Genomic DNA, 23879 nt, shown 5'->3' on the forward strand with positions numbered 1-23879 from the left:
GTTCCGCAATGTGCTTTGTCAAAAATTATGTTCTGTCAAAAGAAGTTTAAAAAGCCAAATGGACTAAAAGGGTAGGCTCTTTCAACCAAGAGGGCCGGAGAATTTGGCCTTTTTAAAGGCAGTATCCCAACCTTATCAATATCCAAACCTTAATAGTGGGTTACTTATGGTAGGTTAGTCTGGCCTGGGGTAGGTTTGTGGGTAGGTCATCTCTTGCGGGGGTCCCGGAGGGGAAGGGGCTCGCTTTTTTCCACAGCCAACAAGGCCCAGGCCCAGCGTGACAAGGCAAGCCATAAGGGTGAGACGGCTTAAAAATGAGGGATAGGTCATGATTGTGCTTTCAACTTGCTAAGCCAGGCCTGGGCTGCTTTGGTAACATTTTTCGGGGCAGTGCCCCCTTCGCTGATACGAGAGGCGAGGGACGCTTCAAGGCTGAGGACAGAAAAAACATCTTCGGTTATTTGTGGTTCTTCTGCTTGCATGTCTGTTAAGGAGAGCTCGTCAAGGCGGAGGCCTTTCTGCTCTGCCTTGCTGACCAGTCGTCCCGTAATATGATGGGCCGTGCGGAAGGGCAGTTTAAGCACCCGTACCAGCCAATCGGCCAGGTCGGTGGCCGTAGAAAAACCACTACTGGCCAATTCATACATTTTGTGGGTATTGGGCTGCATATCCAATATCATGCCTTCCATGGCCGCTAAGGTGAGCATTATGGCATCGGTTGCAGCAAAAACGGGTTCCTTATCTTCTTGCATATCTTTGGCATAAGCGAGGGGTAGGCCTTTCATTACCATGAGCAAGGTAGAGAAAGCACCCGCAATACGCCCAATTTTGGCACGCGCCAGTTCAGCGGCATCGGGGTTGCGCTTTTGAGGCATGATGGACGAGCCGGTGGTAAAGGCATCAGAGAGGCGAATAAAGGAAAAAGGGGCAGAACACCAGATAACAATTTCCTCTGCCAGGCGGGAGAGATGCATGGCCATAATGGAGAGAGAAGAAAGATATTCCAAGGCAAAATCCCGGTCGGAGACGGCGTCGAGGGAGTTAGCAGTGGGGCGATCAAACCCCAGTAGGGTGGCTGTCATGGCCCTGTCGATGGGAAAAGAGGTGCCCGCCAGGGCAGCCGAGCCTAAAGGGCATTCATTCAGGCGCCCGCGGCCATCTTGCAGGCGGGTATAATCGCGGTGAAGCATTTCCACATAGGCGAGAAGGTGATGGCCAAAGGTAATGGGCTGAGCTGTTTGTAGGTGGGTAAAACCAGGCATGGGGGTGGCTGCATATTCGGCTGCACGCTCGCTCAAAGCCAGCATCAGGCTGCTAAGAGTCTGGCAGATATGATCGATCTGCTCTCGTAACCAAAGCCTGAAATCTGTAGCAACCTGATCATTGCGGGAGCGGGCCGTATGGAGGCGCTTGCCTGCCTCTCCAATTTTTTCTGAAAGCCGGGCTTCGATATTCATATGGATATCTTCAAGATTTTCATCAAACTTGAAAAGCCCTGTGCGAATCTCTTCGGCAATTTCTTCAAGCCCCTTGCGGATTGCCTGCTCATCCTCCTGCGAGATAATGCCCTTTTTAGCAAGCATGGCGGCATGCGCTAACGACCCTTGAATATCTTGCTGCCAGAGTCGATAATCAAACCCGATAGAGGCATTGATCTCTTTCATAATAGCAGCGGGGCCATCAGCATAGCGCCCACCCCATTGTTGGTTGGCTTTGGTGGGGGCTTTATCTTGTCGTTGAGGGCCCCCAGAGGCGGGAGGATGGGTATTCATGAACAAAGCGCCTTGACAGTAACTAGAGAACAAAACAATACGAACCCGTAACAGGGAAAGACTTTTCCCCACCTTGTGCTTTTTACGAGAAAAAGTTGCGCCTGTCGATTGTTGGCCGTAAAATCTGTGTGTTTTTATTTGACTGGTTTTACATATTGTGAGTTTTGAGGGGGCTTGCAAGGAAGGTTTGTTGGTTGCTGAGAATTTACAGGAAGAGAGATAGACACTGGAAGAGAGAAAGACAATGTCTGGGAAGGAAATTTACCCCTCTCATCGTGGTGATGAAAGGAAAAACACTGAAGGGCAGCATTTTTTTTGGGGGTCTTTTTCTGAAGAAGAAAAAATAACAGCTTGGCTTTCCTTTTTTATGGCCGATAAGGGCGCTGCTCAAGCCAAAGCGCGCAGCTATTGCGCAGAATACGGCACATTTGCTGAACTTTGCGCAGCCGAGCACGAGGGAAAAGTTGTTCTGTTTCCTCCAACAGAGCAAACTATGGTACAGAAGCAAGTCATAGAGGAGATGTCTATCCGCTTGCTTTATTCCCACCTGGGAGATCGTAATGTGCTTGATAGTCCTGAAAGGATCGCAAGCTACTTTATGGCATGCCTTTCATGGCAGAAGAATGAGCAGTTTCGTGTTTTGTTTCTGGATGAAAATTCTAACCTACTGGCTGATAAGGTGCTGTTTTCTGGTACGGTTGATTTTGTGCCGGTTTATCCCCGACAGGTTGCATTGCAGATCCTCTCTCTGGGGGCTAAGGGAATTGTGCTGGTTCATAATCATCCAGGGGGTGACCCCACCCCTTCGAAAGAGGATGACGCCTTAACGCGCCGTATGCGTAAAATCTGTATCCTGTTAGGGTGTGAGCTCAAAGATCATATGATTATCAGCCGCGGTGGCTGGGTCAGCATGGCCCAAAGTGGAATGTTGTAAAGGTTGTATGACCCAACTCCACGCTTCCCAATATTATGGGTCTTTACAGATTTCATATCAGAAGGACTATGAGGAGTCATCAATCCGTATAATCTTCTATGGCTATGTGCTGATAGGGCAAGGGTATGGAAGGTTTTATAAGGGGGTGAAATAGGGTTTACCTCTTTTCATTGAAGTCATCAGGTTATGCAATTTTTTCCAACTTTTCCAACTTTTTCAGTTTTTTCAATTTTTTTCTGGGGGACGGTAAGTGTGATTGAGAAAGGAGTTCTCGTATGGGAGCTTTATTGAGATGTGGGCATTGGAAAAATTTTACAAGGATTGGCCAGGGATCCTGTTAACAACCTTTCCCCTAGGTACCTTTCAAATAAAAAACCAGACATATTGCTGTGCCTGGTTTTTATAATAATCCTGAATCATCAGAAATACTGAGTAATCGGAGAAAAGGTATGAGCCCAGTTTGAAGTCATGAACTGATAGATTATCAACACTAGTAAAGGTGATTTTGGTGTTATCGAACAGAAAAAATGTTTTTCCCTTGAGAAATATTCTGAGCATGATCAAGGAAGGAGCTCTACCTATTATCCGTTTTTTGGTGGAAGCCTAGCTTAATGATATCCGGATTAACTATATCCAGATCAACTATGCCCAGATTAATTATGCCCAGATTAATTATGTCTAGATTAATCTAGATTGATTATGTCCGGGCATAAACTATGTCAGGGAACCCCCCTTCTTCTTGCCATTGCTTCTTCATTAACCGAGTTATTTTCGCATAGACTTACAGGGTTTGATGGGTCAGGTTATCGTTGTAAAAGCCCAATCTTGTTCCCAGAAAAAGCGCTCAAGTCTATGATAACGTCGTTTCCTGTATTTTAGAAATTCTAGACCGTCGCTGCGGCTGAAGAAGTAGACCATATTGATTTTGCCGATTCTGACTTGAGAAACAGTTTTTCTGCGTGGATCAGAAATGAGATGATTCGTATAGAAAAAGAGTAAGAATTCACGAGGTCTCCATAAGATCTTAGATACGGTTTTTTCTATTTTTAGGTCACTATTATTAGAGGGTGCCCAAAAAGGAGGCCGAAACGGCTATCAGAAAAAGCTACCAGAGCAGAGCCCTTCATGATGGGAGTTTCATTATCTAGGAATTAAAATAAAGTGGCCAATTAGGAAGAGCGTTGCTTACAAATTTTTCTCTCAACTTGCTTAAGAGCAACCTGCTTGAGAGGTGTGGATCTTCTATAGGAAAGCTTTATTGCTCGCTCTATTTTTGTTTTAGCCTTACTCTTCTTTTAGCCTTACTCTTCTGGGCTTTGGCTTTGATGCGGGGCCAGCAGGGCAAGGCGCTCGGCAATGGCGTGTTCACCAGGAAGGGCTCCATGTGGGAAAAGGGTCGTCAGATGCCCCATTTTGCGACCTGGCAGGGTTTCCTTTTTACCGTAGAGATGGCCAGCAAAAAGGTTGGTATTCAAGGCAGCCTCCCACAACGCCATGCCTTCAGGGCCAATCAGGTTTTTCATCACCGCATCAGAATGGCGCTGAGGGGTCGGAAGAGGAAGGTTGGCAACTGCGCGAATATGCAGGTCAAACTGGCTGTAAAGACAGGCATCGAGTGTCCAATGCCCAGAGTTATGGGGTCGGGGAGCGATTTCGTTAACCAATACTTGCCCATTTTCATCAATAAAGAGCTCAATCGCCAGCAGGCCAATGAGGGCTAATTTATGAGCGATGGTTCTGCCAATTTCTTGAATTTGCTCAATCACAGGAAAAGGCAGGCGGGCTGGAGCGAGTGTTAGATCAAGAATGCCATTTTTATGGCGGTTTTCTACCGGATCAAAAACAACGATTTCTCCATCTTTCTTGCGGGCAACAAGAATGCTGACCTCACAAAAAAAATCCACTTTTTTTTCAGCGACCAGGGGGTGAAAGAAAAGTGTTTCAAAGGCGGGCACTAGGTCAGCTTCTCCTTGGAGGCAGTATTGACCCTTGCCATCATAGCCCAGGCGAGAGGTCTTGGCGAGGAAAGGATAGCCAAACTGGCGGCCTGCTTGGGCAAGGTCTTCCAGAGTGGTTATTTCCAGCCATGGGGCAATAGGAATATTACAGGAGTGCAGAAAGGTCTTTTCTTTTATCCTGTCTTGACTAATGCGCAGGATATGACCAGAGGGATGAACAGGTTTGCGGGCGGCCAGAATATCGAGGCCTTTGGCACTGATATTTTCAAATTCAAAGGTCACAACATCCACCGTATTGGCAAATTGCTGCAAAACGGCTTCATCTTCATAAGAGCCAATGGTCAGAAAGGTGGAGGTATCTCTGGCGGGGCAGTCGGCATCGTTGGAGAGGATATGGGTGTGATACCCCAGCTGGGCTGCAGCTGTAGCGGACATGCGCCCTAGCTGCCCCCCGCCGATAATACCAATAACACATCCGGGCGGAAGGGGACTCATGAAGGGGTTTCCCCCACATTGTGCGTTTGTTGGGCGCGCCATGTTTTCAGCTTCTCAGTTAAGCCAGGACTAGAAAGGGAAAGAATGGAAGCTGCCATAAGTGCTGCGTTAACAGCGCCTGCTTCACCAATTGCCAATGTGCCCACAGCAATTCCTGCAGGCATTTGCACGATGGAGAGTAGGCTATCCACCCCTGAAAGTATTCGGGATTTAACGGGCACACCCAATACAGGTAGATGGGTCCAGGCGGCACACATACCCGGTAGGTGGGCAGCGCCTCCTGCGCCGGCAATAATAACTTTAAGGCCCCGTTCTTCAGCGGTTAGGGCGTAATCGCGCAACCGGTCAGGGGTTCTATGGGCTGAGACTATCCGGATTTCAAAGCCAATATCAAGGCTGGTGAGCACTTGGGCTGTATGTTGCATGGTAGCCCAGTCAGATTGGCTACCCATAATAATCCCAATTTGGGGGAAAGAAGAAAAGGCCGAAAGGCTGGATGAGGACATAATAACCGTAGTTTATAACCGTAGTTTGAGTAAATAAGATAAAAGTTCAGGGAAGGTGTCCCCAAGGGAGCCAGTACCACGGCCTCTTTGGGGGATTGGGCTTTTAAGGTCGTGCCAGAAAGGTTTTTAGAAAAGGTTTTTAGAAAAAGTTTTTTGACCATGGCGTGTAATGGTCTTTAAGTTCTAATGTTTTTAGGCAATATTATCGGGAATAATATAATTTTCCAGCCGGGTAATTTCATCTTTCAAAAGGAGTTTACGCTTTTTTAAACGCTGAAGGTGGAGTTGGTCTGCCGGGACATGGTGGATAGACCTGTTGATGACAGTATCTAGGTCTCTATGTTCACTTCTAAGCTCATGGAGTCGATTTAACAGGATATCACGATTTAAATACATGACAGGCTCATTCTTCAGTTCGTGTGGAAATGGCCAAACGCCGGCAACAAAGTTGGTTTTACACTATAATATTCTGCAGTAAATTACAATTTTTGTTCCCTTTTAATTTTTGTTCCCTTTTTTGTTAGCCTGCAAGATCTATATATAAAAAATGATGAAAGGCCTTTCTGATTTCTTTTTCAGTTTTCATTTATCCATAAGGGCATATGACGATGACAATTAATGGACGCATTCAGGCTTTGCAGGACCGTCACGATAAACTTGATGAAAATATCTCACATGAAGAAGGGCGCCCCGCCCCCGATGAGAATTTGCTTGTGAAGATGAAAATGGAAAAGCTCCGGCTGAAGGATGAAATTGAACAATTGCGTAGGCAGATGCATTAGCATCATTCTTATCATTAGGGCCTCTAAAAGAAATTTTCTCAAGGCTAAGTGAGCCCTTGAGCATAAGAAGGTTTTACAGCCCGTTTGTTATCTTTTTGTATGATAGGTCTATCAAGATACGGGCACTATACGGGCAGACAAAAAAGCCCACAGCCAAGCCCGATGGAGCCTTGGAATAAGGGAGGGGGAATAAGGGAGCCTTGAAGGCTGATCGTTTCCATTTTGACTTCATGAGGCCGGCTAATTGCGCCAACGAAAATTGTATGGCTTTCTAACTTTATTATAGCTCTCTATTTTACGCAGATAACAGAGCTGTACTCACAAATAAAACGGCCTTACTCGGCTTTTAGGGAGGGTCTTCGGAGGAAGGGACTTCTTCCTGAGGGGCTTCAGCTTTAGCTTGCGTGGCCTTTCTCAGCCTTTTTAAGAACAGCTTCTTTAAGAGCAGATAGGGGCCTGAGTTTTTGTATTGCAAATCTCTTAAGGTGCGAGCATGGAAAAATGTGTGAGCGTGGGAAAAGCTTGGAAAGGCTGTTATCCTTAGCAGAAGAGGCTAGGGAAGCCAGTATTTTTTAAGCCAGTGGGCTTTTCCCTTTAAGGGATCCTTTCCATGGTTAGAACCTTCATTGGCCGCCTTCAGTGCTGTATCGGCCCACCTTTTCAAACCCGCTCCAGCTGCCGATACAGCCTTTCGCTCCCCTTCGCCTGTAAAAGGGTGCGGCTTTACAGGCGCACTTCTGGAGTGGGATCGGGGATGCTGGCCAAACCCTTCACCAGGGCATTAAAATACAGGCCTGTGCCCCCACAAAGAACGGGAAAATGTTGCTGCTGTGTCGCCGCATCCAAGGCTGCCAAGGCTTGGGAGTGCTACCAGGCAACATTCCCCGCTTGGCTGGCGGACAGGCACCCATAAAGCTCATGGAGGATTTCCGCTTCCTCTTGCGGGGTAGATTGATACGGGCATAAGGGAAGAGGTGAGGCTTTTTCATCAAAAATGGCCCATAAAAGCTTCTCCTCAGGGGGCATCTTCCCCTTTAGGAGTAACCTTTCCAATCAGAATATCGCCGGGGTTGATCTCTGCCCCTATATAGATAAGGCTGATGAAAATCATCTAGCCCTTCATATTTCATGGTCTTGATAAAGGCCATTATTGGGGTTCTGTTCCAAAAAAGTCGGGTAGGGTGGGCCTTAAAAAGGCTTTAACATTTCTGTTATTTCCCTCTTTTTCCATAGAGAGGTTTTTTTTTGAGAAGAGGGGGTCATGTTTGTTTTTTTTTAAAATTTGGCAAAAAGGCTAGTACAGAAGGAACACTGGTATGCCGAGTTTTGGTCATCCATTGTTTTTATTTGTTATGCCCTATGGGCTAAGGTGGATATGCCTGAGGCCCATAGGGAATGGCCACCGGATTTAGGGTTTACCAATGTCTGCCTTATCCAAATACAGTAGTGAAGAACAGACAGCCCTTCCTTAAGGTTGGCTATAACGGGCTGCTCAAGAATCTCACCCGAATATTCTGCCAGAGGCCCCCATATCTCCGCCAGCTGTTTCATCTACCTTGTGATGATTCACAGGGGCTGGTGACCCGTTGGCCCCAGAAGGATTGAGAAGGATTGATTATCCAGGAAGAGTGAATAGATTTACCCTCTTCCTGTTAGAAGACTTTCTTCATCATCTGCAGCGAGCAAGGTCTTACAATCCTAAAAACAGCCCTTAAAATAGGCTTAATCTCTCTTAATCTTACTCAATTCGTAAGGTGGCTTTTTCCTTAAGGGCACGAAGCGGAGAAAAGAGCACAAAGCGAAGAAGTGTGCCTCGATTCGGCTTTCTGTCGAAAAGAGGCAAAAGCTGAGTTCCCTTTGAATTCAGGGAGGAAAGAGTTGAAGAGGAAGGAATATTATTCTTCCTTTTGGTAAAACATAGGAAAAGCGGTAGTGCCTTCCTTCGTCTCTGTAGGGGTAGGGGGTTCGGTGTTTTCAAACCCTTCAAAAGGAGGATAAAGCGTGGAAGGGGGTATGGCTTGGCCTTCGCGGGTGAGGCGCTCATTGGCTGCATTTACGGCTGCGTTCAGGTCTGTTTGGCTACACAGCCCCAAAATAACGGGATCGCGTGGTTTAATATTGGCACTATTCCAATGCTGGCGCTCCCGAACCTTGATAATCGTGTCTTTTGTGGTTCCCAAAAGCTTGCTAATTTGTTGCTCGGAAAGCTGCGGAAAATTGCGAAGAAGAAAAGCAATGGCATCGGGGCGGTCGTTGCGTTTGGCTACAGGGGTATAACGGGCGCCCTTGGTTCTTCTAGGCAAGGGGTTAGAAGGCTTAAGAAGGGTAAGCCTTCGTTTTGAGTCAGCCTCGCAACGGGCGATATCCTCTGCTTTAACCTGATGGTTGGCAACAGGGTCATACCCAACAATACCATGGGCTACTTCCCCATCGGCAATGGCTTGTACTTCAAGGGGGTGCATACCACAAAATTCTGCAATTTGGTCAAAGGTAAGGGCAGTTTTTTCTATCAACCACACAGCTGTGGCTTTTGGCATTAATGGTAAGTTCATTGACAAATCCTGGGGTTTGACACTACGGAAACCTGCCTTTGTTGTGTAAAATCTCAACATCAGCAAAAACAGAAAGCCACAAGTAAGGGGCGCGGTAACAGGTTATCGCCTATGCCGAACACATAACATATTTTCGAGTGGGAACATAGTATTTAGGCAAAGTTTATAAAAGGGGAGGATAAAAACCCACCCCCTTAAGCCATGCCCTTTGTTGATTCATCGGGCTGGAAAAGTAGTCAGCCAGCTGGAAAGTTTTTGCCGTCAGCTTCAGGAACATTCTCTTCCTTAACCACCAGCTCTTTTGCTTACCAGCTGCTATTTTGAGTATTTCTTACCCTTTGAGAATCCCTGTTAAAGGGATGATCTTCGAACGAGGAGTGGGCTAAAATCAGGTTTAAAAGGAGATTATTTCCCAGCTTTTCGCGTGCCAATACCTGCAAAGCGTTTGTTGAATTTTGCCACTTGTCCCCCAGTATCTAACAGCCTGTGTACGCCTGTCCATGCGGGGTGGGATTTGGGGTCAACATCAAGGCGAAGGGTATCGCCAGGCTTGCCATAGCAGGAGCGAGTTTTAAATTCGCTGCCATCTGTCATGATCACTGTAATTTCATGATAGTCTGGGTGTATATCGTTTTTCATGTTTTAAAATCCATAAACGTGAGGTCTCCGATACCGACCGGAGAGGAAAGTTACTACCTCTATAGCTTTTTCGTAAAAAATGTTCAATATTTTATATGCTATTTCTCTTTATCATCTCTTCTTTGGGGATAATTCCTTCAATAAGGTAAGGTGAGTGGGCTGTGCACAAGCCAGGGGAGAGCTCGTTAAGGGGCAGTGTAAGGGTCAAGAATAACGAAAAGCCATGGTGGGGTAAAGTCACCCCTGTGGGGAGACATGATGAAGCTTTTGCCAGTTGCTGATATTATCCAGATTCTCTCAATTCAGTCTTGGGTAAGTTATGGCCATGTTGGAAATTCTGCCAGCATGTTCCCCTTGCAAATGCTGGGGGCTGAGGTATGGGGGGTCAACACGGTACAGTTTTCCAACCATACGGGTTATGGGGCCTGGTCAGGAATGGTCTTTTCCGGGGAGCAGATCCTCTCTCTGGTTAAGGGGGTGGAGCAGAGGGGGAAGATGGGGGAACTTTCTGCTGTTTTATCAGGATATTTAGGCGCTGTAGACATTGGCGATGCCGTGCTGGAAAGTGTTAGGTGCGTGCGTCACCATGCCCCCAATGCCTTTTATTGTTGTGATCCGGTTATGGGTGATAGGGGCAGGGGGATGTATGTGGCAGATGAGATTCCCGCTTTTTTTGCCGAACGGGCCCTAAGCCTGGCCGATATTATTACCCCCAATCATTTTGAGCTGGAATATCTGGCCCAATCGCCTATCACCACCATTCATGCAGCCAGGCAGGCTATGTATCAATTAACCCGGAAAATGCACCAACATGGGCCGGCAATCATTCTCGCCACCAGCATAAAGGTGGAGGATACTGCTGAAGACTGTCTCGAGGTCCTCGCCATGGATAAGAAGGGCAACGCCTTTCGGGTGGCCACACCTGATTTGCCATTTTCCCCAACGGGTTCGGGCGATCTGGCCTCTGCGGTTTTTCTTTTTCACCTTCTCGCTGGTCGTACTTTACAAGAAGCGTTAAAACTTATGGTCTCTGCCATATGGGGCGTTATGAAAAAGACTTATGAGAGTGGGAAGGAGGAATTACAGATTATAGCGGCACGGAATGAACTGGTGCATCCATCAAGGCTTTTCTTCCCAGAGGCATTTTAGGACCAGAGGCGTTTTAGGGGTAATGTTGGGGTTAATTTTGGGATTAAAATTGACGCTGCAATTGGGTTGGTAGGAATTGTAGCAGGTTTGGGGTGTGCAAAAAGAAATATTTTGTTAAAAGACCATAAGCGTTATGGTAATGACTGGGCTTTTTATTCGGTGTATTCTTTAATAAAATAAACAAAATTCTCTGTATTTTGAAATAAGGTTACGCCTAAAGGTTTAGCGAGAACCCCCATAAAAGCACAATTTTACAAGGAGTACAAAATGAACGAATTAGAAAAAAAATCCCCTCTCTCCAAATGGATTTTGGAGTTTCGTAAATTTCTCTTAAGGGGCAATGTGGTTGATCTCGCCGTGGGTGTTATCATTGGGGCTGCTTTTACAGGGATTGTTAACAGCCTGGTAAAGGATGTTTTTACGCCTTTAATCGGCTTGCTCATCGGGGGGATAGATTTTAGCAATCTGTTCATTACCCTTCGGGGAGGGCATTTTGCCACGTTGGAAGAAGCCAAGGCAGCTGGGGCAGTGACTATGAATGTCGGGCTTTTTCTCAATGCCCTGATCCAGTTCCTAATTATCGGTTTTGTCATTTTTTGGGTCGTAAAACTCATCAGCAAGTTATACTCCTCTAAAGAAGCGGAAGCAGAGCCCACAAAAACCGAAACATTGCTTGAAAATATTCGTGATATCCTTGCCAAAAAATAATTATTGCCTTCTACTGGCTGCCTTTTATTGGGCCTTACCCTTTCACTTAGGGGTCTGGCCTAAGTCAGGTGGCCTAAGGCGGCCCAAGTAGGGTGGGCCTAAATAGGGTAGTCCAAATAGGGTAGCCCAAATAGGGTAGCTCAGTAGGGGTCTGGCCAAAAGAATCTTTAGCCGGATCATGGGGCGCTAGAGGTAAGCTCTTCTCGGCGTGCCTTTAATAAACAGGGCCCTTAATAAATAGGGGTAGAAAAGGGCTTGTTGGCCTATAGTTTGAAGAGATTAGTTGTCCTCGAAGGGGGAACTGGTCTTGGTAGAAATTGAATGAATAACAGGCTGGGTAAAATCATCCCAAGGCGGGATCGTTTTTATTAAGGTAGGGTTATCGATTGATTTCTGTTAAGGTCGGGTTGCAAAGCGGGTTACTTCTGAAGAAAGTTGAAGTGGTGGTGAGTGTTATACAAAAAAGAGGGAAAAAATGGTGCATCCTCTCTGTTTCTTTCCTGTTTCTGGCCTCTTGTACAACAACAGACGAGGTGCCTGAAAAATATACGCCCTATTTGGCAGAGGACAATCCAGCTGTGATGGTGGACGTTTTTCTTACCACCCAGGGAATGATAGAAGGGTTAATCCTTTCGGGGAAGCTTACGGTTCAAAATGCGCTGGTCTTGCTTAAACAAGATCAATTAACCCGTAACGCTGTGCTGCGTCAGGGCTTGTACCCCTCTATGGAGAATATGGAAGAGGCCGCCAAGCAGATGAAAACCCTTCTGGCCATCATTCACCAAATAGGAGAGGGCCAAAACAGACCAATGGGCCCTTCTATGGCCCCTGTTTTAAAGCCTGGCTCTCCTGCTTTGCCCCCACCAGCTTCTAAAGGAAATAGCTAGAAATCTAAGGGCAATAAATAATAGGTGAAAAGAATAAATAGCAAGAAAACAGTCTTGATGTCTCCGTTCACCTGGAGCTTGCCTTTAACGGTTACATCTTCTTTATTCACCTGCATCACCAGTGGGCCGGCAATACGCACGTCTAGACGGGTTTTGGCATCAATGCGGATCAGGGAGCCCTCTTTAAAATACAGTTCTGGCCTTTGGCATCATAGAGTACGGTCTCTCCCTCTGCGAGGTTGCCCAACCCGGTCCGTCTTAAACACTTATTCTTGTTGGGAAGCAAAATTCTAGGGTTTCGATGTAGGGGGCTTGTCCTTGCTCTTGGCCTTAGCAGGCGGGGTGCCGCGTTTGATATGTTTTTTGCCTAATAGAAGCAAAATCGGGGCGGCAATAAAGATGGATGAAGAGGTCCCCACTACAATACCAAACAACATAACCCAGGCAAAACCTGAAAGGGTAGCTCCCCCAAAGAGGGCTAGGGGAAGAGCTGCCAAAAAGACTGTAGATGAAGTGCCCAGCGTACGGCTCAGGGTTTCGTTAATGGAAAGGTCGATCAGCTCTTGCAGGGGCATGGAATGGTATTTGCGTAGATTTTCCCTGACCCGGTCATAAACCACGACCTTATCATTAGTGGAATAACCCAAAATAGTCAGGATGGCCGCAACCATAACCAGGTCAAACTCAAAATGGGTCAGTACCAAAAAGCCCACGGTTTTGGTTAGGTCAAGAATAAGGGTTATAACGGCACTAATGGCAAATTCCCACTCAAAACGTATCCATATATAAGCACAGATCATGGCAAGGCTTATGGCCAAGGCCAAAAGGCCATTCCGGAACAGTTCGGCCGATACCGAAGCCCCTACGGCATCTGCTCGGAGGATTTGGATACCAGGTTGGGATTCGGTAAGGGCTGCTCGGGTTTTTTCAATCAGGGTCTGGGTGCCATCGGCTCCGTTAGGTTGGGGTGGGGGGCTGTCAAGACGGATCAGCACATCATCATTCCCCCCGAAGGATTGCAGCCCAGCAGCCGGAATATTGTGGGAGGAAAGGGTTGAGCGTATTTTAGAGAAATCCGCAGGCCCAGGGGTTTTGGCCTCTACCACCACACCGCCCCTAAAATCCAGACCAAGGGTTAGACCCGGATAGAAAAACAGGCCGATAGAGGCCAGGGAAAGGATTGCTGACGTCGCCAGGCCAATAAAGCGGCCTTTCATAAAGTTAATTTTGGTTCCCTTGGGTACAAACCGTAAAACGGGGCGAACAAACATTGGTAAAACCTTACAAGTCTGATAGGCCACAGGGCCATAATGAAACGAAAGAGAGGGAAGTTGTGAGGATGAGGTTTAAAAGTTTAAAAATAGTGTTCCATCATTAAAAGGAGAAATATCGTAGGTCTGCTTGGGCTTTAGACAGGGAGCTCTTTAGGGTGAGTTATAGCATACCAGCGAACCATAAGCATTCTGGAGAGAAGAAGGGTGGTAAACAAGGTGGTAACAATCCCAATGGTAATGGTGAGGGCAAACCCGCGTACCGGGCCTGTGCCAAACACAAACAGCATGACGTGGGCTAATAGGGCTGTGGCGTTACTGTCAATAATGGTTGCAGTCGCGTGTTCAAACCCCGCCTGAAGAGAGGCCAAAGGGGTGCGGCCGCGGTTAACCTCTTCCCTTACGCGCTCATTGATGAGGATATTGGCATCAACGGCCATTCCCAAGGTAAGAAGGATACCGGCCATACCCGGTAAGGTCAGCGTGGCTTCAAAAAGGGAGAGAATAGCCATCATCAAGATCAGGTTTGCCAGCAGGGCAATATTGGCATACCAGCCAAAAAGGCCGTAAAATAGGGCCATAAAGATAATCACAAGCACAAAGCCTACAGCAAGGCTTAAGGCTCCGGCCCTAATGGAATCGGCTCCAAGGGAGGGGCCAATGGAGCGTTGTTCTATGACCTTTAATGGTGCGGGTAAGGCCCCAGCACGAAGCATAAGGGCCAGATCAGTGGCTTTTTGGGCATCGAACCCCCCGGTAATCTGCCCGTTTCCTTCGGTAATGGCCGAGCGAATCACAGGGGCGCTAATCACCTTGTTATCAAGCACAATGGCAAAACGATGCCCGATGTGGTTTTTGGTAATCTCACCAAATTTCTGCGCACCGACACGGTCAAACGTAAAATTAACAGCCCATTCGCCGGTTTGCTGGTCAACAGCAGCACTGGCATTGGTCAGGTTTGCGCCATCCACATCGACATGGGTATAAACGGGCAATTTTTGTTCGGGGCTTTCAACCATGGGCATCATGGTTACCCCAGGGGGAGCAACCACAGCACTAATGGCTTGTTCATCAAGCAGGTGAAAGGTCATTTTTGCTGTTGTCCCCAGGAGTTTTTTAACTCGCTCTGGGTCGGTAATGCCGGGAAGCTGAACAACAATGCGATCATCTCCCTGGCGGGTAATTTCGGGGTCTACAGCCCCTGTTGCATCAATACGCTTGCGTACAATTTCAATGGACTGGCTAATAGCCTCCTTGGCGCGTTCCTGCATGGCGATTTCAGAAAGGGAGACGATAAAATAGCCCGCCTTATCTGTTGTAATGCTGAATTCATGCGGCACAGCTTGAGGGAGCTCTTCCAGCACCTTATGCACAGCAGTGCTTTCCGAAGCTTCACGTGGCAGGAACTTCAGGCTATGGTGGGTTGTATCAACACTGATATCCCGATAGCCTAATTTTTCATTTAAGAGGCTTTGGCGGATGGAATCGTTTAAGGTTTGGAGTCTATCATTGGCCAGGCTTTTCAGGTCAACTTGCATCAGCAGATAAGATCCCCCCTTAAGATCTAACCCTAGGTGGATTTGCCGCCAGGGCAGTGCAGGGGAAGGCTTGGCAACAAGATTGGGAATACAGAGAAGAACCCCTATCAGGCAGACAAGGCCCACTAAGAGCATTTTGAACCGACTATAATACATCATAAACGCGTACAGCCCCCTACTGAAACCCAATTTGGAAAATGTATGAAAACTGTCTATAACGAAAAGGGAGCCATGAAAACACATGATTAGGGGCAGAAGGTCATTTTCTGCACAGGTTATTCCTATTAAGTCACATTTGGAGTAAATAGAGGGAAGATCGGCAGTGTTTGGGTGCCATTTTTACGGTATCCCATTTTTTACAGTATTACTGGTGAAAAAGCCTGCGGAAAATATTCTACAGGTTGACAGGTTTGAGGAATGGGTTTGATTGCTTGGTTTATGAGTGAGGAAGTGGTTTATAGAGGCTCAAGATTTATAGAGGTTCAAAAATAGGGAAAGCCTTAAGGAGGATGGCCTGCGTTTCTGAAGTTTGTGAATGAAAGGGAACGATTCTTGATGAAAGTAATCAACCATCCTGCAGGAAGCGTCTCTTATTTTTTCTTAGGAATATGGTTGTTTTTTCTTAGGGATAGTGTTGGCAGTTCTGCTGAAAAAAAGCGTTTAAGCTAAGAAATCAGCCACTGGGGGCAGCCATTGGGAGAATGAGCTGGTAAAAGGGGAGGTGAAATGGCTAATAAAGATTGTATTTCTCATGCTAAATCCAAAATTGTAGAAGAACATCATTATCGGTTCTTCATTTTTCAAATAAACTTCTCACTTTTCAAAATGCAACTTTCTAAAGTGCAATTAAACGATCTCAGTAAATTTTAGGGTACATTAGGGTAAAATTGAATGTTCGGTAAAAAGGCTTTCCCTAAGGGGGGGGTAGAATCTCTCCATCCAAATCAGGCTCAAGGCCCTTTACGGGTGGGTGTAGCAGGGGCAGGCTATTTTGGCCGTTTCCATTTACAAAAGGTGCAGGCTTCCTCTCGTGAAGCACTTGTTGGCCTTTATGATCTTGATCCAACACGGGCCGCAGCGATGGGGGCTGAATTTGGTACTTTTGTTGCTCCCACTTACGAGGCCCTGCTGGAACAGGCTGATGCTGTCGTGATTGCAGCCCCAGCTGAGCAGCATTTTAGCCTGGCAGAGCAAGCCCTTAAGGCTGGCAAGCATGTTCTGGTGGAAAAACCCGTGGCCTCCACCTTGGAGCAGGCAGACTCCTTAGTGGCCCTGGCTGAAAAAACAGGGCTTGTTGTACAAGTCGGCCATTTGTTACGATATTCGGCAGAACAAAAGGCCATTACAGAACGTATTGACCGGCCGCTTTATATTGAAACCATGCGCATTGCTCCCTTTAGAGAACGCGGTGTGGATGTCTCTGTCATTCTTGACTTGATGATCCACGATCTGGATTTGGTGTTAGCTATTGTTGATAGCCCGATTGAATCGGTAGATGCCCTGGGAGCCGCCGTCAGCTCGCATTTTGAGGATATTGCCAATGCCCGTGTTCGCTTTGCCAATGGGTGTGTGGCGACCATTACGGCCAGCCGTATTTCTTTAAAAACCGAGCGGAAAATGCGGATTTTCTCTGAAGAAGGGTATCTCTCAGCCGATTTTGTCACCCGTGAATTGGTGATGATTGGTCGTAAAAATGGCCTTCCCCTACCGGGCACTAATGGATTTAAAAGAGAGAGTGTTCGCTGGAAGGAATCCGATATGCTGCAAGCAGAGCATGCCGCATTTGCAGCAGCCTGTCTTGAGGGCCTTCCAGTAAAGGTGGATGCCCGTGCAGGCCGCAGGGCTCTTGCAGCGGCTTTGGCTGTAACAGAAAGCATCGCCGCTACCCGAGAGCGTATGATACTTTCTGGCCTTATCCACCAAAAGCCAGCTGGGGACTATTAGGCGATATTGTCGGTAGTGAGTCCTTCGTCGGTAAAGGCCTTTTTAATAGCAGGACGGTTAATGATCGTATCCAGGAGGCGAGAAATGGCCTGATGAGACCGTGGGGGTGGAACAAGGCCACGGCGATGGGCCCAATGGCAGATCATGGTCAGATATAAATCGACAGCGCTGAGCTTCTTGCCCAGGAAGAAAGGCCCATTAGCCACTAAATGCTGTTCAATTACGGCAAAAAACATATTTGCTCTGGTTTGGGCGCCAGCCTTAATGGAGGCCATTGCCGCTTCGTTATTGTTGGCAAGACGCTCGGGGTAGAACCAGTTCATCATGGCTTCTTGTAAGGAGTTGGTCAGAAAAACCAGCCATTGGTAAAAATGGCCTCGTTCTGCGGTGCCAACGGCTGGTGCAAAGCCTTTTTCTGGGTGTTTATCGACGAGGTAAAGAAGAATAGCAGCGGATTCAAAAATCACGACGGGGCCATCGGTTAAAGTCGGGATACGCCCATTAGGGTTTAGCTTAAGATATTCAGGGGATTTTTGGGCATTGACCTTTCGATCGACCAGAACCAGTTGATAGGGAACTCCTAGCTCCTCTAATAGCATATGGGGGGCACTGCTGGCATTGCTGGGATAGTAATAAAGTGTATACATAAATTCTTTCTCAAGATATCGTAGCACCTATTTTATAAGGGAAAACAGACAGGAAAAGCCAGATAAATTTTACTGTAGGGTAAAGTTGATACGCCTGATAAGGGCCGATAATAAAACGCTGTTGTGTATTTTCCTCGATAGGAGCCAATAGGGGAGGAGCTTTTACAGGCACGCCTTGTTTAAAGCTGATGAGCAGACCATTCTTGATCAGCCTTTGTCGAGAAACCTGCAAATCCAGATTTTTGCAGCATTACTGGAATCTGCAGCGGATGAACAAGGGGTTCGCATGTCTGCTATGGATGGCGTAACACGGAATGCTGGCAAATCTATCGATCGCCTCTCGCTGCAGTATCATACTACACGACACGCTAACTCTTCTCCAAAGCCTTTAGCGTATAAAATCTTCAGAAGGCTTGCTGCTCTAGGCAAGGCAGAGAGGAGATGGTCTTCAAGTTGCAGATATGTCAAATCTTGGTGCGGTTGCCATCAATAACAGGGAAGGATGCTTCCCAAGTTGGGATATGTCTTTATCTTTATCTTTTGCATTTCTCACATCTTCTCTTTTTTTCTCTTTCTATTCTGAAAAATCTCTCTGTGTAGGGCTTGGTTGGGTAAGGTGTATGTGGCCGTAGCAGGCCAGCTGCTTTGTGTTGGGAATGCACCATAGGAAGGGGTTAGGAATTTCTTTTGAGGAAGTCGAAGCTCACAACCTAGAAAGTCAAAGCTAGAAACCTATAGTGGTGAGTTGTGGTTTGATAAATTCTTTAAAGAAAGAAAAAATATCGGCAAAAGGGGTTGTACTGTAGCAAAAATTGGGTAAGCTCTTTCCAAGCCAAGCCAAGCCAAGCCAAGCCAAGCCAAGCCAAGCCAAGCCAAGCCAAGCCAAGCCAAGCCAAGCCAAGCCAAGCCAAGCCAAGCCAAGCCAAGCCAAGCCAAGCCAAGCCAAGCCAAGCCAAGCCAAGCCAAGCCAAGCCAAGCCAAGCCAAGCCAAGCCAAGCCAAGCCAAGCCAAGCCAAGCCAAGCCAAGCCAAGCCAAGCCAAGCCAAGCCAAGCCAAGCCAAGCCAAGCCAAGCCAAGCCAAGCCAAGCCCCTATTCCAGGCGCTGGAATGAACAGGGGTAGAGTTATTTTTTTTCGATGTCCTGGCGAAGAATTTCCAGCTCCAGCCAACGTTCCTCGGCCTCTCTCAGGGCAGTTTCCTTTTGAGCTAACAGGGTGGAGGTTTGGGTGAATTTCGCCTGATCTTTATGGTAAAGGGCGGGATCAGAGAGAATAGTTCTGAGTTTCTGAATTTCCTCTTCAAGGCCAGCGATGGTTTTTGGCAAGTTTTCCAGGGCAAATTTTTCTTTAAAGGAGAGTTTGGTTTTTGGGCCTTTTTCCTCACTAAAAGCAGATTTGTTTTTGCTGGCAGAGGGGTTACCATTCTTAAGAGTTTCTTTTTTGCCAGAAGGGGGTGCAGGGGGTACGGCTTGCTTTTGGGCAAGCATATCGCTATAGCCACCGGCATATTCCACCCATTGGGCAGTCTCAGCAAGGGTAAGAACCGAGGTTGCGATACGGTCAATAAAGTTACGGTCGTGGCTCACAAGGAGCACGCTGCCTTCATATTGGGAGAGCATTTCTTCCAGAAGATCGAGGGTCTCTAGATCCAGATCGTTGGTGGGTTCATCCAGCACTAGCAGGTTTGAAGGTTGGGCAAGGGCCTTGGCCAATAACAAGCGCCCACGCTCCCCACCAGAGAGAACGCCCACAGGGGTGCGGGCCTGCTCTGGTTTAAAGAGGAAATCTTTCATATAGCCTATCACATGGCGGTGCTCGGAGCCGACCTGAACCATATCACCTCCCCCACCGGTTAGGGTATCGGCTAAGGTGGTGGCTGGGTTAAGGGCATTGCGTTGCTGGTCCAGGGTGACCATCGCTAGGTTGCTGCCAAGGGTTATCTCCCCTTCATCAGGCGGTAGGGTTTTGGTCAGCAGATTTAAAAGGGTTGTTTTACCCGAGCCATTCGCTCCGACAATGGCAAGCTTTTCGCCACGTTGGAGCCGGAGCGAAAGGGCTTTAACGATGGGACGTTCCCCATAAGATTTGCTTACCCCTTCTGCGGCAATGACAAGCTTACCAGAAAGGATGGCCTGGCTGGCCTGCAAGGCCAGCTGGTTGGGTTGTTTGATGGCCTCTCGTTTCTGTTGGCGAAGCTGGGCCAGTTCCTGAACACGGCGCACATTGCGTTTGCGTCGGGCCGTGACACCATAACGCATCCAGTCTTCCTCACGGGCAATCTGGCGGTCAAGCTTATGGGCCGTGAGCTCCTCTTCTGCTAAAACTGCATCACGCCAGCTTTCAAAATGTTGAAAGCCTTGATTCAACTTGCGGCAGGTGCCACGGTCGAGCCAGATAACAGCCTGAGAGACTGTTTCTAACAAGCGCCGATCATGGCTGATAAGGATGAGGGCAGCGGAAAGGGAAAGCAGCTTTTTTTCAAGCCATTCAATAGTCGGCATGTCCAGATGGTTGGTGGGTTCATCCAGCATCAGAAGGTCTGGGTGGCCTACAAGAGCCTGGGCAATGGCGCACCGCCGGGCCTCGCCACCGGAGAGATGGTGAGGGTTTTCCTGGCCTGTTAAGCCAAGTTCTTGCAGGAGAGAGAGCGATTCGTGCTCATAGTGGGGGTCGACCAGCCCAGTATTGACATAGTCGAGCGTGGTTTTATAGGCTCTGAGATTAGGTTCTTGAGAAAGGTAACGCCGCGTAATGCTAGGTTGAATGAAGATCTCTCCAGAATCGGGGAGGATTTGGCCCGAGGCAATACGAAGAAGGGTAGATTTTCCACTGCCATTGCGCCCTACGAGGGCAAGCTTTTCATGATAACCAACGCTGATTTCTGCCCCTTCCAACAGGGGTTTGCCGCCCAGGGTATAGGAGATGTTCTGTAAGGAAAGAAGTGGTGGTGCCATTTTTTACCACATACCTATACAGCGTATATTGTGCAAGCAGAATTGTTTACTCAGTCTGCTAGGCTTTTGAGTGTCTTATGCGTGATAGGGGCGTAATATGCGCGATAAGGGGGACGTAAGCAGTAGGCAATAAGCGCGCTTAAGCTCGGCCTTCAAAGTCATGCTGGGTAGAGTAAAGCTCTGTATCAAGCCCCCCTGTTACAGCCTGGTATGTGGCCACAGCCAAGGTTAAGGGCTCAAAAGGCTTGGTAATCACAAAACAGGGTTCCTGGCGGCTGCCAGTGAGCAGGCGCTCGGGGTAGGCGGTAACAAAAATTACGGGTACAGGGTGATGTTTTAAAATTCTTTCTACGGCAAGCATGCCGTCTCCGCCGAGTCCCAAATTGATATCTGCCAGGATAAGGCCAGGTTTTTTGGTAATGGCCAGCATGGTGGCTTCATCCTCTGTGCCGGCAATGCCCACGCTGGTATGGCCGCATTTTCTGACCAGGTCTTCAATATCCATGGCAATAATGGGTTCATCCTCGATGATGAGCACAGAAGTGGAAGCCGCATGGTGGAGTTTTTCACGGGCATCAAAAATCAGTTCATTGGCTCGATTCGGGGAAAGACCGGTAATGGCTGCAGCCAGAGAAATGGGCTGCTCTTCCAAAGAGGTAAGGAGCAGGAGCTGGCGCTGGACAGAGGTTAGCCCTGGACGATTAGCCTGGGAGGGAAGTTTTTCCTGCAATTGGTTAAACCGTTTGGTGAGCAGATAGTAAAGGGTTTCCCTTGGGGAAAAATGATCTTTATTCTTATTGGACACCAGTATTTGTAAGCATTCTGCAACCAGTTTATCTCCATAGATTTGGTTTCCGGTCAGGGCACGGGCATAACGCCTGGCATAAGGGAGAACGCTGATTAGTTCCTTTTGTTGCAGAGTGCTCATTATTGTGGTTCCTTTATTGCTGACGATAACCGGAAATTAAACTGATGGTGAATGCAGGCAGAGCCGAAACGGTAGATGATTTTTCTGGAATGAAGCAGGAAATTGTAAAATATCTGCCTGCCATGCGCGCTTTTGCCCGTTTTTTGACGCGTGATGCTGCCCAAGCTGATGACCTGCTTCAGGAAACGTTGGTAAAGGTGATGGATAATCTTGATAAATTTACTCCACTTCCCCCAGACATTGTAGAAAAACCAGCCTCTGAAAAACCATTTCCTCAAAACCCATTTTCTGAAAAACCATTTTCTGTAGAAGATCCCCCCCTTGGGGAAAAGGTTTTGCCCCAAAAGATCGCTTCCCCCTGGAAGGGCCTGAAAGCCTGGCTGCTGACCATTGAGAGAAATGTTTATTATGGTTATCTGCGCAAAACCAGGCGAGAGCAAAAGGGTCTGCAGGTCTTTCATGATGAGGCTCCTGTCTTTCAGGCAGAAAATGCAGCTACGGCCGATGCTGTATGGGATCTTGAACAGAATCTGGCTCAGTTAAGTCCTCCATTAAGGGAAGCCCTTATTCTTGTTGGGGGCCAGCAGCTTTCTTATGAAGAGGCTGCGCGAATATGTGGTATTGGAATAGGAACATTCAAGGCCAGGGTCTCCAGAGCCAGAAAACAGCTTGCTGCTCTTTATGAGCACCATCACGAAAAGCAAAGCCGCCAGAAGAGAGAAGAGAATAGAGAAGAAGACGATAAATAAAAAATAGCGTATTTTCCCTTCAGAGGTAAAGGTCGGTGATGAAAGGCGCAAGGAAGGAAGATAAGAGGTTGGATAAGTAAGAATTTATCTCTTCCTTGGTTGCTGTTAAGCTTGAGTGTTTTTGTACCACTACATCGTTTAAGGGTATGGCGGTGAAAATTCTTGCTGGGAGGGGAATCAGCATACAAAGTAAAGATAAAGAAATCTTTAAATAAAAGGAAAAACCTTCACGAAAAAGCGAAAAAATTTTTTCAAAAAAACATCAAAAAAACATGCAACATTTCTGCAGACTAAAGCATTAGTATTTATGTAAAGCGATAAACTATAAAAATAAATAGAGAGCAGGAATGTTATTATGACCGCTACTTTTCATGACCAGATTATTGCCATATTACCTAAGCTGCTGGTGCAAGCCCTGGCTTTAACGCGCAATCGGGCGGCCGCAGAAGATCTTGTGCAGGATGCTGTATGTAATGCCTTAGCTGCTCAGGAGAGTTTTACATTAGGGACGAATTTTGCAGCCTGGATGCATAGGATATTGCGCAATCGCTTTATTTCTAACTTGCGTAAACATCATGAAACCACAGATATTGATGATGTGCCCAGTGCCATGTTTGCCACTGAAGCCATGCATGAAAACCGTTTAGCTCTTAAGGAATTGGCTCGGGCGATTACCTGCCTTCCTGCTGACCAGAGGGAAGCGTTAATTATGGTGGTTGTCCATGGGCTTAGTTATGAAGAACTGGCTCAGGCCACAAATTGCGCAATTGGGACTGCAAAAAGCCGGGTATTTAGGGCTCGTAGGCAGCTTCAGGCCTGGCTTATTGGGGATGAGGCCCCTCGTAAGGATAAAGAAAGTGTGGAGAAAGAAAAATCCATGGCAGCCCAGGTGCGTCGTCTAGAATCTCTTTTGCGGAAGGAAGGCCAGAATAAGGCCCATCAGTTTTTTATCTAAAACTCTCAACTAGGTTTCATTAATACTAGGTTTACATTAACACCAAGTTTACATTAATGGATAAGGCTGCTTTGCCACGCAGGGTGGCCTTATTTTCAGAAGAGAAGGAGCCTATTGAAAATAAAATAATTGGTATTAAGAGATCGTCAGGCTATTACATAATTTTTATTGATTTCATATTGTTGAAAAAGATTTCTTACTGTGATGACATTGAACAGAGAAGTCATGAGATTTCATAGCTAGAGGTTTAGAAGGTTCATGACCGTTATGGCTTTGCCAAAAAAAACCAAAATACCCCCTGAGAAGCCCAGACATACGCCTTGTATGTCTGAACCTACGAAGGGCGAAAAGCAGAATTCCCTGCAAGGGAGTGACCTTTCAAAGGAGGGCGATGCGTCTGCTTTTGATTTATGGCTTGATCAGGGTTTGCATCAGTTGTTCGATAGTGTGGCCAACGAACCAATCCCTGAAGAACTGCTCAATTTAATTGAAGCAGATAGAAATCAGTGATG

General features: G+C 47.2%; 25 protein-coding genes and 1 pseudogene. 12 read left to right on the forward strand and 14 right to left on the reverse strand.

Annotation, left to right across the window (positions count from 1 at the left end):
- Window positions 1-326: 326 nt before the first annotated feature.
- Complete coding sequence (gene argH, locus JGUZn3_RS06785; protein WP_203412818.1) at window positions 327-1772, reverse strand: argininosuccinate lyase; 1446 nt, start codon at window positions 1770-1772, stop codon at window positions 327-329.
- A 244-nt stretch (window positions 1773-2016) separates the two neighbouring features.
- On the opposite strand from argH, the gene JGUZn3_RS06790 reads away from it, so the two are divergent.
- Complete coding sequence (locus JGUZn3_RS06790; RefSeq protein ID WP_203412819.1) at window positions 2017-2706, forward strand: JAB domain-containing protein; 690 nt, start codon at window positions 2017-2019, stop codon at window positions 2704-2706.
- Window positions 2707-4007: 1301 nt separating this feature from the next.
- Here the strand turns inward: JGUZn3_RS06790 and JGUZn3_RS06795 are convergent.
- The 3 genes from JGUZn3_RS06795 to JGUZn3_RS06805 form a co-directional block, all read right to left on the reverse strand.
- Entirely contained in the window at window positions 4008-5159 is a 1152-nt protein-coding gene (locus JGUZn3_RS06795) for a 5-(carboxyamino)imidazole ribonucleotide synthase (protein WP_203412820.1), read from the reverse strand.
- Window positions 5156-5665, reverse strand: a complete 510-nt coding sequence (gene purE / locus JGUZn3_RS06800) for a 5-(carboxyamino)imidazole ribonucleotide mutase (protein WP_203412821.1) — start codon at window positions 5663-5665, stop codon at window positions 5156-5158. Before purE ends, JGUZn3_RS06795 begins: the two co-directional genes overlap by 4 nt.
- Before the next feature lie 192 nt (window positions 5666-5857).
- Complete coding sequence (locus tag JGUZn3_RS06805) at window positions 5858-6061, reverse strand: YdcH family protein (RefSeq protein WP_203412822.1); 204 nt, start codon at window positions 6059-6061, stop codon at window positions 5858-5860.
- 206 nt (window positions 6062-6267) lie between these two features.
- On the opposite strand from JGUZn3_RS06805, the gene JGUZn3_RS06810 reads away from it, so the two are divergent.
- Both JGUZn3_RS06810 and JGUZn3_RS06815 read left to right on the forward strand, forming a co-directional pair.
- Window positions 6268-6447 (forward strand): YdcH family protein, encoded by a 180-nt coding sequence (locus JGUZn3_RS06810; RefSeq protein ID WP_338030718.1) that lies wholly within the window; start codon window positions 6268-6270, stop codon window positions 6445-6447.
- Window positions 6448-7073: 626 nt separating this feature from the next.
- Window positions 7074-7232, forward strand: a complete 159-nt coding sequence (locus JGUZn3_RS06815; RefSeq protein WP_203414938.1) for a hypothetical protein — start codon at window positions 7074-7076, stop codon at window positions 7230-7232.
- On the opposite strand, the gene JGUZn3_RS12930 is transcribed toward JGUZn3_RS06815, so the two are convergent.
- From JGUZn3_RS12930 to rpmE, 5 genes are all read right to left on the reverse strand, one after another.
- The gene (locus tag JGUZn3_RS12930; protein WP_203412823.1) at window positions 7171-7302 is read right to left on the reverse strand and encodes a hypothetical protein; all 132 of its coding nucleotides are present in this window, start codon (window positions 7300-7302) and stop codon (window positions 7171-7173) included. The genes JGUZn3_RS06815 and JGUZn3_RS12930 overlap by 62 nt on opposite strands.
- 12 nt (window positions 7303-7314) lie before the next feature.
- Window positions 7315-7473, reverse strand: coding sequence for a hypothetical protein (locus JGUZn3_RS06825; protein ID WP_203412824.1), 159 nt, complete (start codon window positions 7471-7473; stop codon window positions 7315-7317).
- Between the two features lie 324 nt (window positions 7474-7797).
- Complete coding sequence (locus tag JGUZn3_RS06830) at window positions 7798-7998, reverse strand: hypothetical protein (RefSeq protein WP_203412825.1); 201 nt, start codon at window positions 7996-7998, stop codon at window positions 7798-7800.
- 344 nt (window positions 7999-8342) lie between these two features.
- On the reverse strand, window positions 8343-8999 hold the full coding sequence (locus JGUZn3_RS06835) for a DUF1013 domain-containing protein (RefSeq protein ID WP_203412826.1): 657 nt from the start codon (window positions 8997-8999) through the stop codon (window positions 8343-8345).
- A 405-nt stretch (window positions 9000-9404) separates the two neighbouring features.
- Window positions 9405-9638: a 50S ribosomal protein L31 gene (gene rpmE / locus JGUZn3_RS06840; protein WP_203412827.1), complete on the reverse strand. Its 234-nt coding sequence runs from the start codon at window positions 9636-9638 to the stop codon at window positions 9405-9407.
- 255 nt (window positions 9639-9893) lie between these two features.
- On the opposite strand from rpmE, the gene pdxY reads away from it, so the two are divergent.
- The 3 genes from pdxY (at window position 9894) to JGUZn3_RS06855 (ending at window position 12382) form a co-directional block, all read left to right on the forward strand.
- Window positions 9894-10787, forward strand: a complete 894-nt coding sequence (gene pdxY, locus JGUZn3_RS06845) for a pyridoxal kinase PdxY (protein ID WP_238996779.1) — start codon at window positions 9894-9896, stop codon at window positions 10785-10787.
- 267 nt (window positions 10788-11054) lie between these two features.
- Window positions 11055-11495, forward strand: coding sequence for a large-conductance mechanosensitive channel protein MscL (gene mscL / locus JGUZn3_RS06850; protein ID WP_203412828.1), 441 nt, complete (start codon window positions 11055-11057; stop codon window positions 11493-11495).
- Between the two features lie 386 nt (window positions 11496-11881).
- Entirely contained in the window at window positions 11882-12382 is a 501-nt protein-coding gene (locus tag JGUZn3_RS06855) for a hypothetical protein (protein ID WP_203412829.1), read from the forward strand.
- A gap of 290 nt (window positions 12383-12672) precedes the next feature.
- Here the strand turns inward: JGUZn3_RS06855 and secF are convergent, their stop codons facing one another.
- Both secF and secD read right to left on the reverse strand, forming a co-directional pair.
- On the reverse strand, window positions 12673-13653 hold the full coding sequence (gene secF, locus JGUZn3_RS06860; RefSeq protein ID WP_203412830.1) for a protein translocase subunit SecF: 981 nt from the start codon (window positions 13651-13653) through the stop codon (window positions 12673-12675).
- A gap of 137 nt (window positions 13654-13790) precedes the next feature.
- A complete protein-coding gene (gene secD / locus JGUZn3_RS06865) occupies window positions 13791-15350 on the reverse strand; it encodes a protein translocase subunit SecD (RefSeq protein WP_203412831.1) in 1560 nt (519 codons plus the stop codon).
- A 732-nt stretch (window positions 15351-16082) separates the two neighbouring features.
- Between secD and JGUZn3_RS06870 the strand changes: the two genes are divergently transcribed.
- Complete coding sequence (locus JGUZn3_RS06870; RefSeq protein ID WP_203412832.1) at window positions 16083-17135, forward strand: Gfo/Idh/MocA family protein; 1053 nt, start codon at window positions 16083-16085, stop codon at window positions 17133-17135.
- Here the strand turns inward: JGUZn3_RS06870 and JGUZn3_RS06875 are convergent.
- Window positions 17132-17782, reverse strand: a complete 651-nt coding sequence (locus JGUZn3_RS06875; RefSeq protein WP_203412833.1) for a glutathione S-transferase family protein — start codon at window positions 17780-17782, stop codon at window positions 17132-17134. The genes JGUZn3_RS06870 and JGUZn3_RS06875 overlap by 4 nt on opposite strands.
- Window positions 17783-17969: 187 nt before the next feature.
- Here JGUZn3_RS06875 and JGUZn3_RS12460 point away from each other — a divergent pair.
- Both JGUZn3_RS12460 and JGUZn3_RS06885 read left to right on the forward strand, forming a co-directional pair.
- Window positions 17970-18155 (forward strand): annotated as a pseudogene (locus tag JGUZn3_RS12460) (F0F1 ATP synthase subunit gamma); the annotation flags it as partial.
- A 439-nt stretch (window positions 18156-18594) separates the two neighbouring features.
- A complete protein-coding gene (locus JGUZn3_RS06885; protein WP_203412835.1) occupies window positions 18595-18903 on the forward strand; it encodes a hypothetical protein in 309 nt (102 codons plus the stop codon).
- Window positions 18904-18905: 2 nt separating this feature from the next.
- On the opposite strand, the gene JGUZn3_RS06890 is transcribed toward JGUZn3_RS06885, so the two are convergent.
- Together JGUZn3_RS06890 and JGUZn3_RS06895 are read right to left on the reverse strand one after the other, a co-directional pair.
- On the reverse strand, window positions 18906-20735 hold the full coding sequence (locus tag JGUZn3_RS06890; protein ID WP_203412836.1) for an ABC-F family ATP-binding cassette domain-containing protein: 1830 nt from the start codon (window positions 20733-20735) through the stop codon (window positions 18906-18908).
- Window positions 20736-20874: 139 nt separating this feature from the next.
- A complete protein-coding gene (locus JGUZn3_RS06895) occupies window positions 20875-21663 on the reverse strand; it encodes a response regulator (protein WP_203412837.1) in 789 nt (262 codons plus the stop codon).
- 44 nt (window positions 21664-21707) lie between these two features.
- Between JGUZn3_RS06895 and JGUZn3_RS06900 the strand changes: the two genes are divergently transcribed.
- The 3 genes from JGUZn3_RS06900 to JGUZn3_RS06910 all read left to right on the forward strand — a co-directional run bounded on the left by JGUZn3_RS06900 (window position 21708) and on the right by JGUZn3_RS06910 (window position 23877).
- Window positions 21708-22412 (forward strand): sigma factor, encoded by a 705-nt coding sequence (locus tag JGUZn3_RS06900; protein WP_203412838.1) that lies wholly within the window; start codon window positions 21708-21710, stop codon window positions 22410-22412.
- A gap of 355 nt (window positions 22413-22767) precedes the next feature.
- Window positions 22768-23367 carry a sigma-70 family RNA polymerase sigma factor gene (locus JGUZn3_RS06905; RefSeq protein ID WP_203412839.1) on the forward strand — a complete coding sequence of 200 codons (600 nt, stop codon included), beginning with the start codon at window positions 22768-22770 and terminating at the stop codon, window positions 23365-23367.
- Between the two features lie 324 nt (window positions 23368-23691).
- Window positions 23692-23877: a NepR family anti-sigma factor gene (locus tag JGUZn3_RS06910; protein WP_203412840.1), complete on the forward strand. Its 186-nt coding sequence runs from the start codon at window positions 23692-23694 to the stop codon at window positions 23875-23877.
- Window positions 23878-23879: the final 2 nt, after the last annotated feature.

Origin of the sequence: Entomobacter blattae (genome assembly GCF_014672835.1) — a bacterium.
GTDB classification, from domain to species: domain Bacteria; phylum Pseudomonadota; class Alphaproteobacteria; order Acetobacterales; family Acetobacteraceae; genus Entomobacter; species Entomobacter blattae.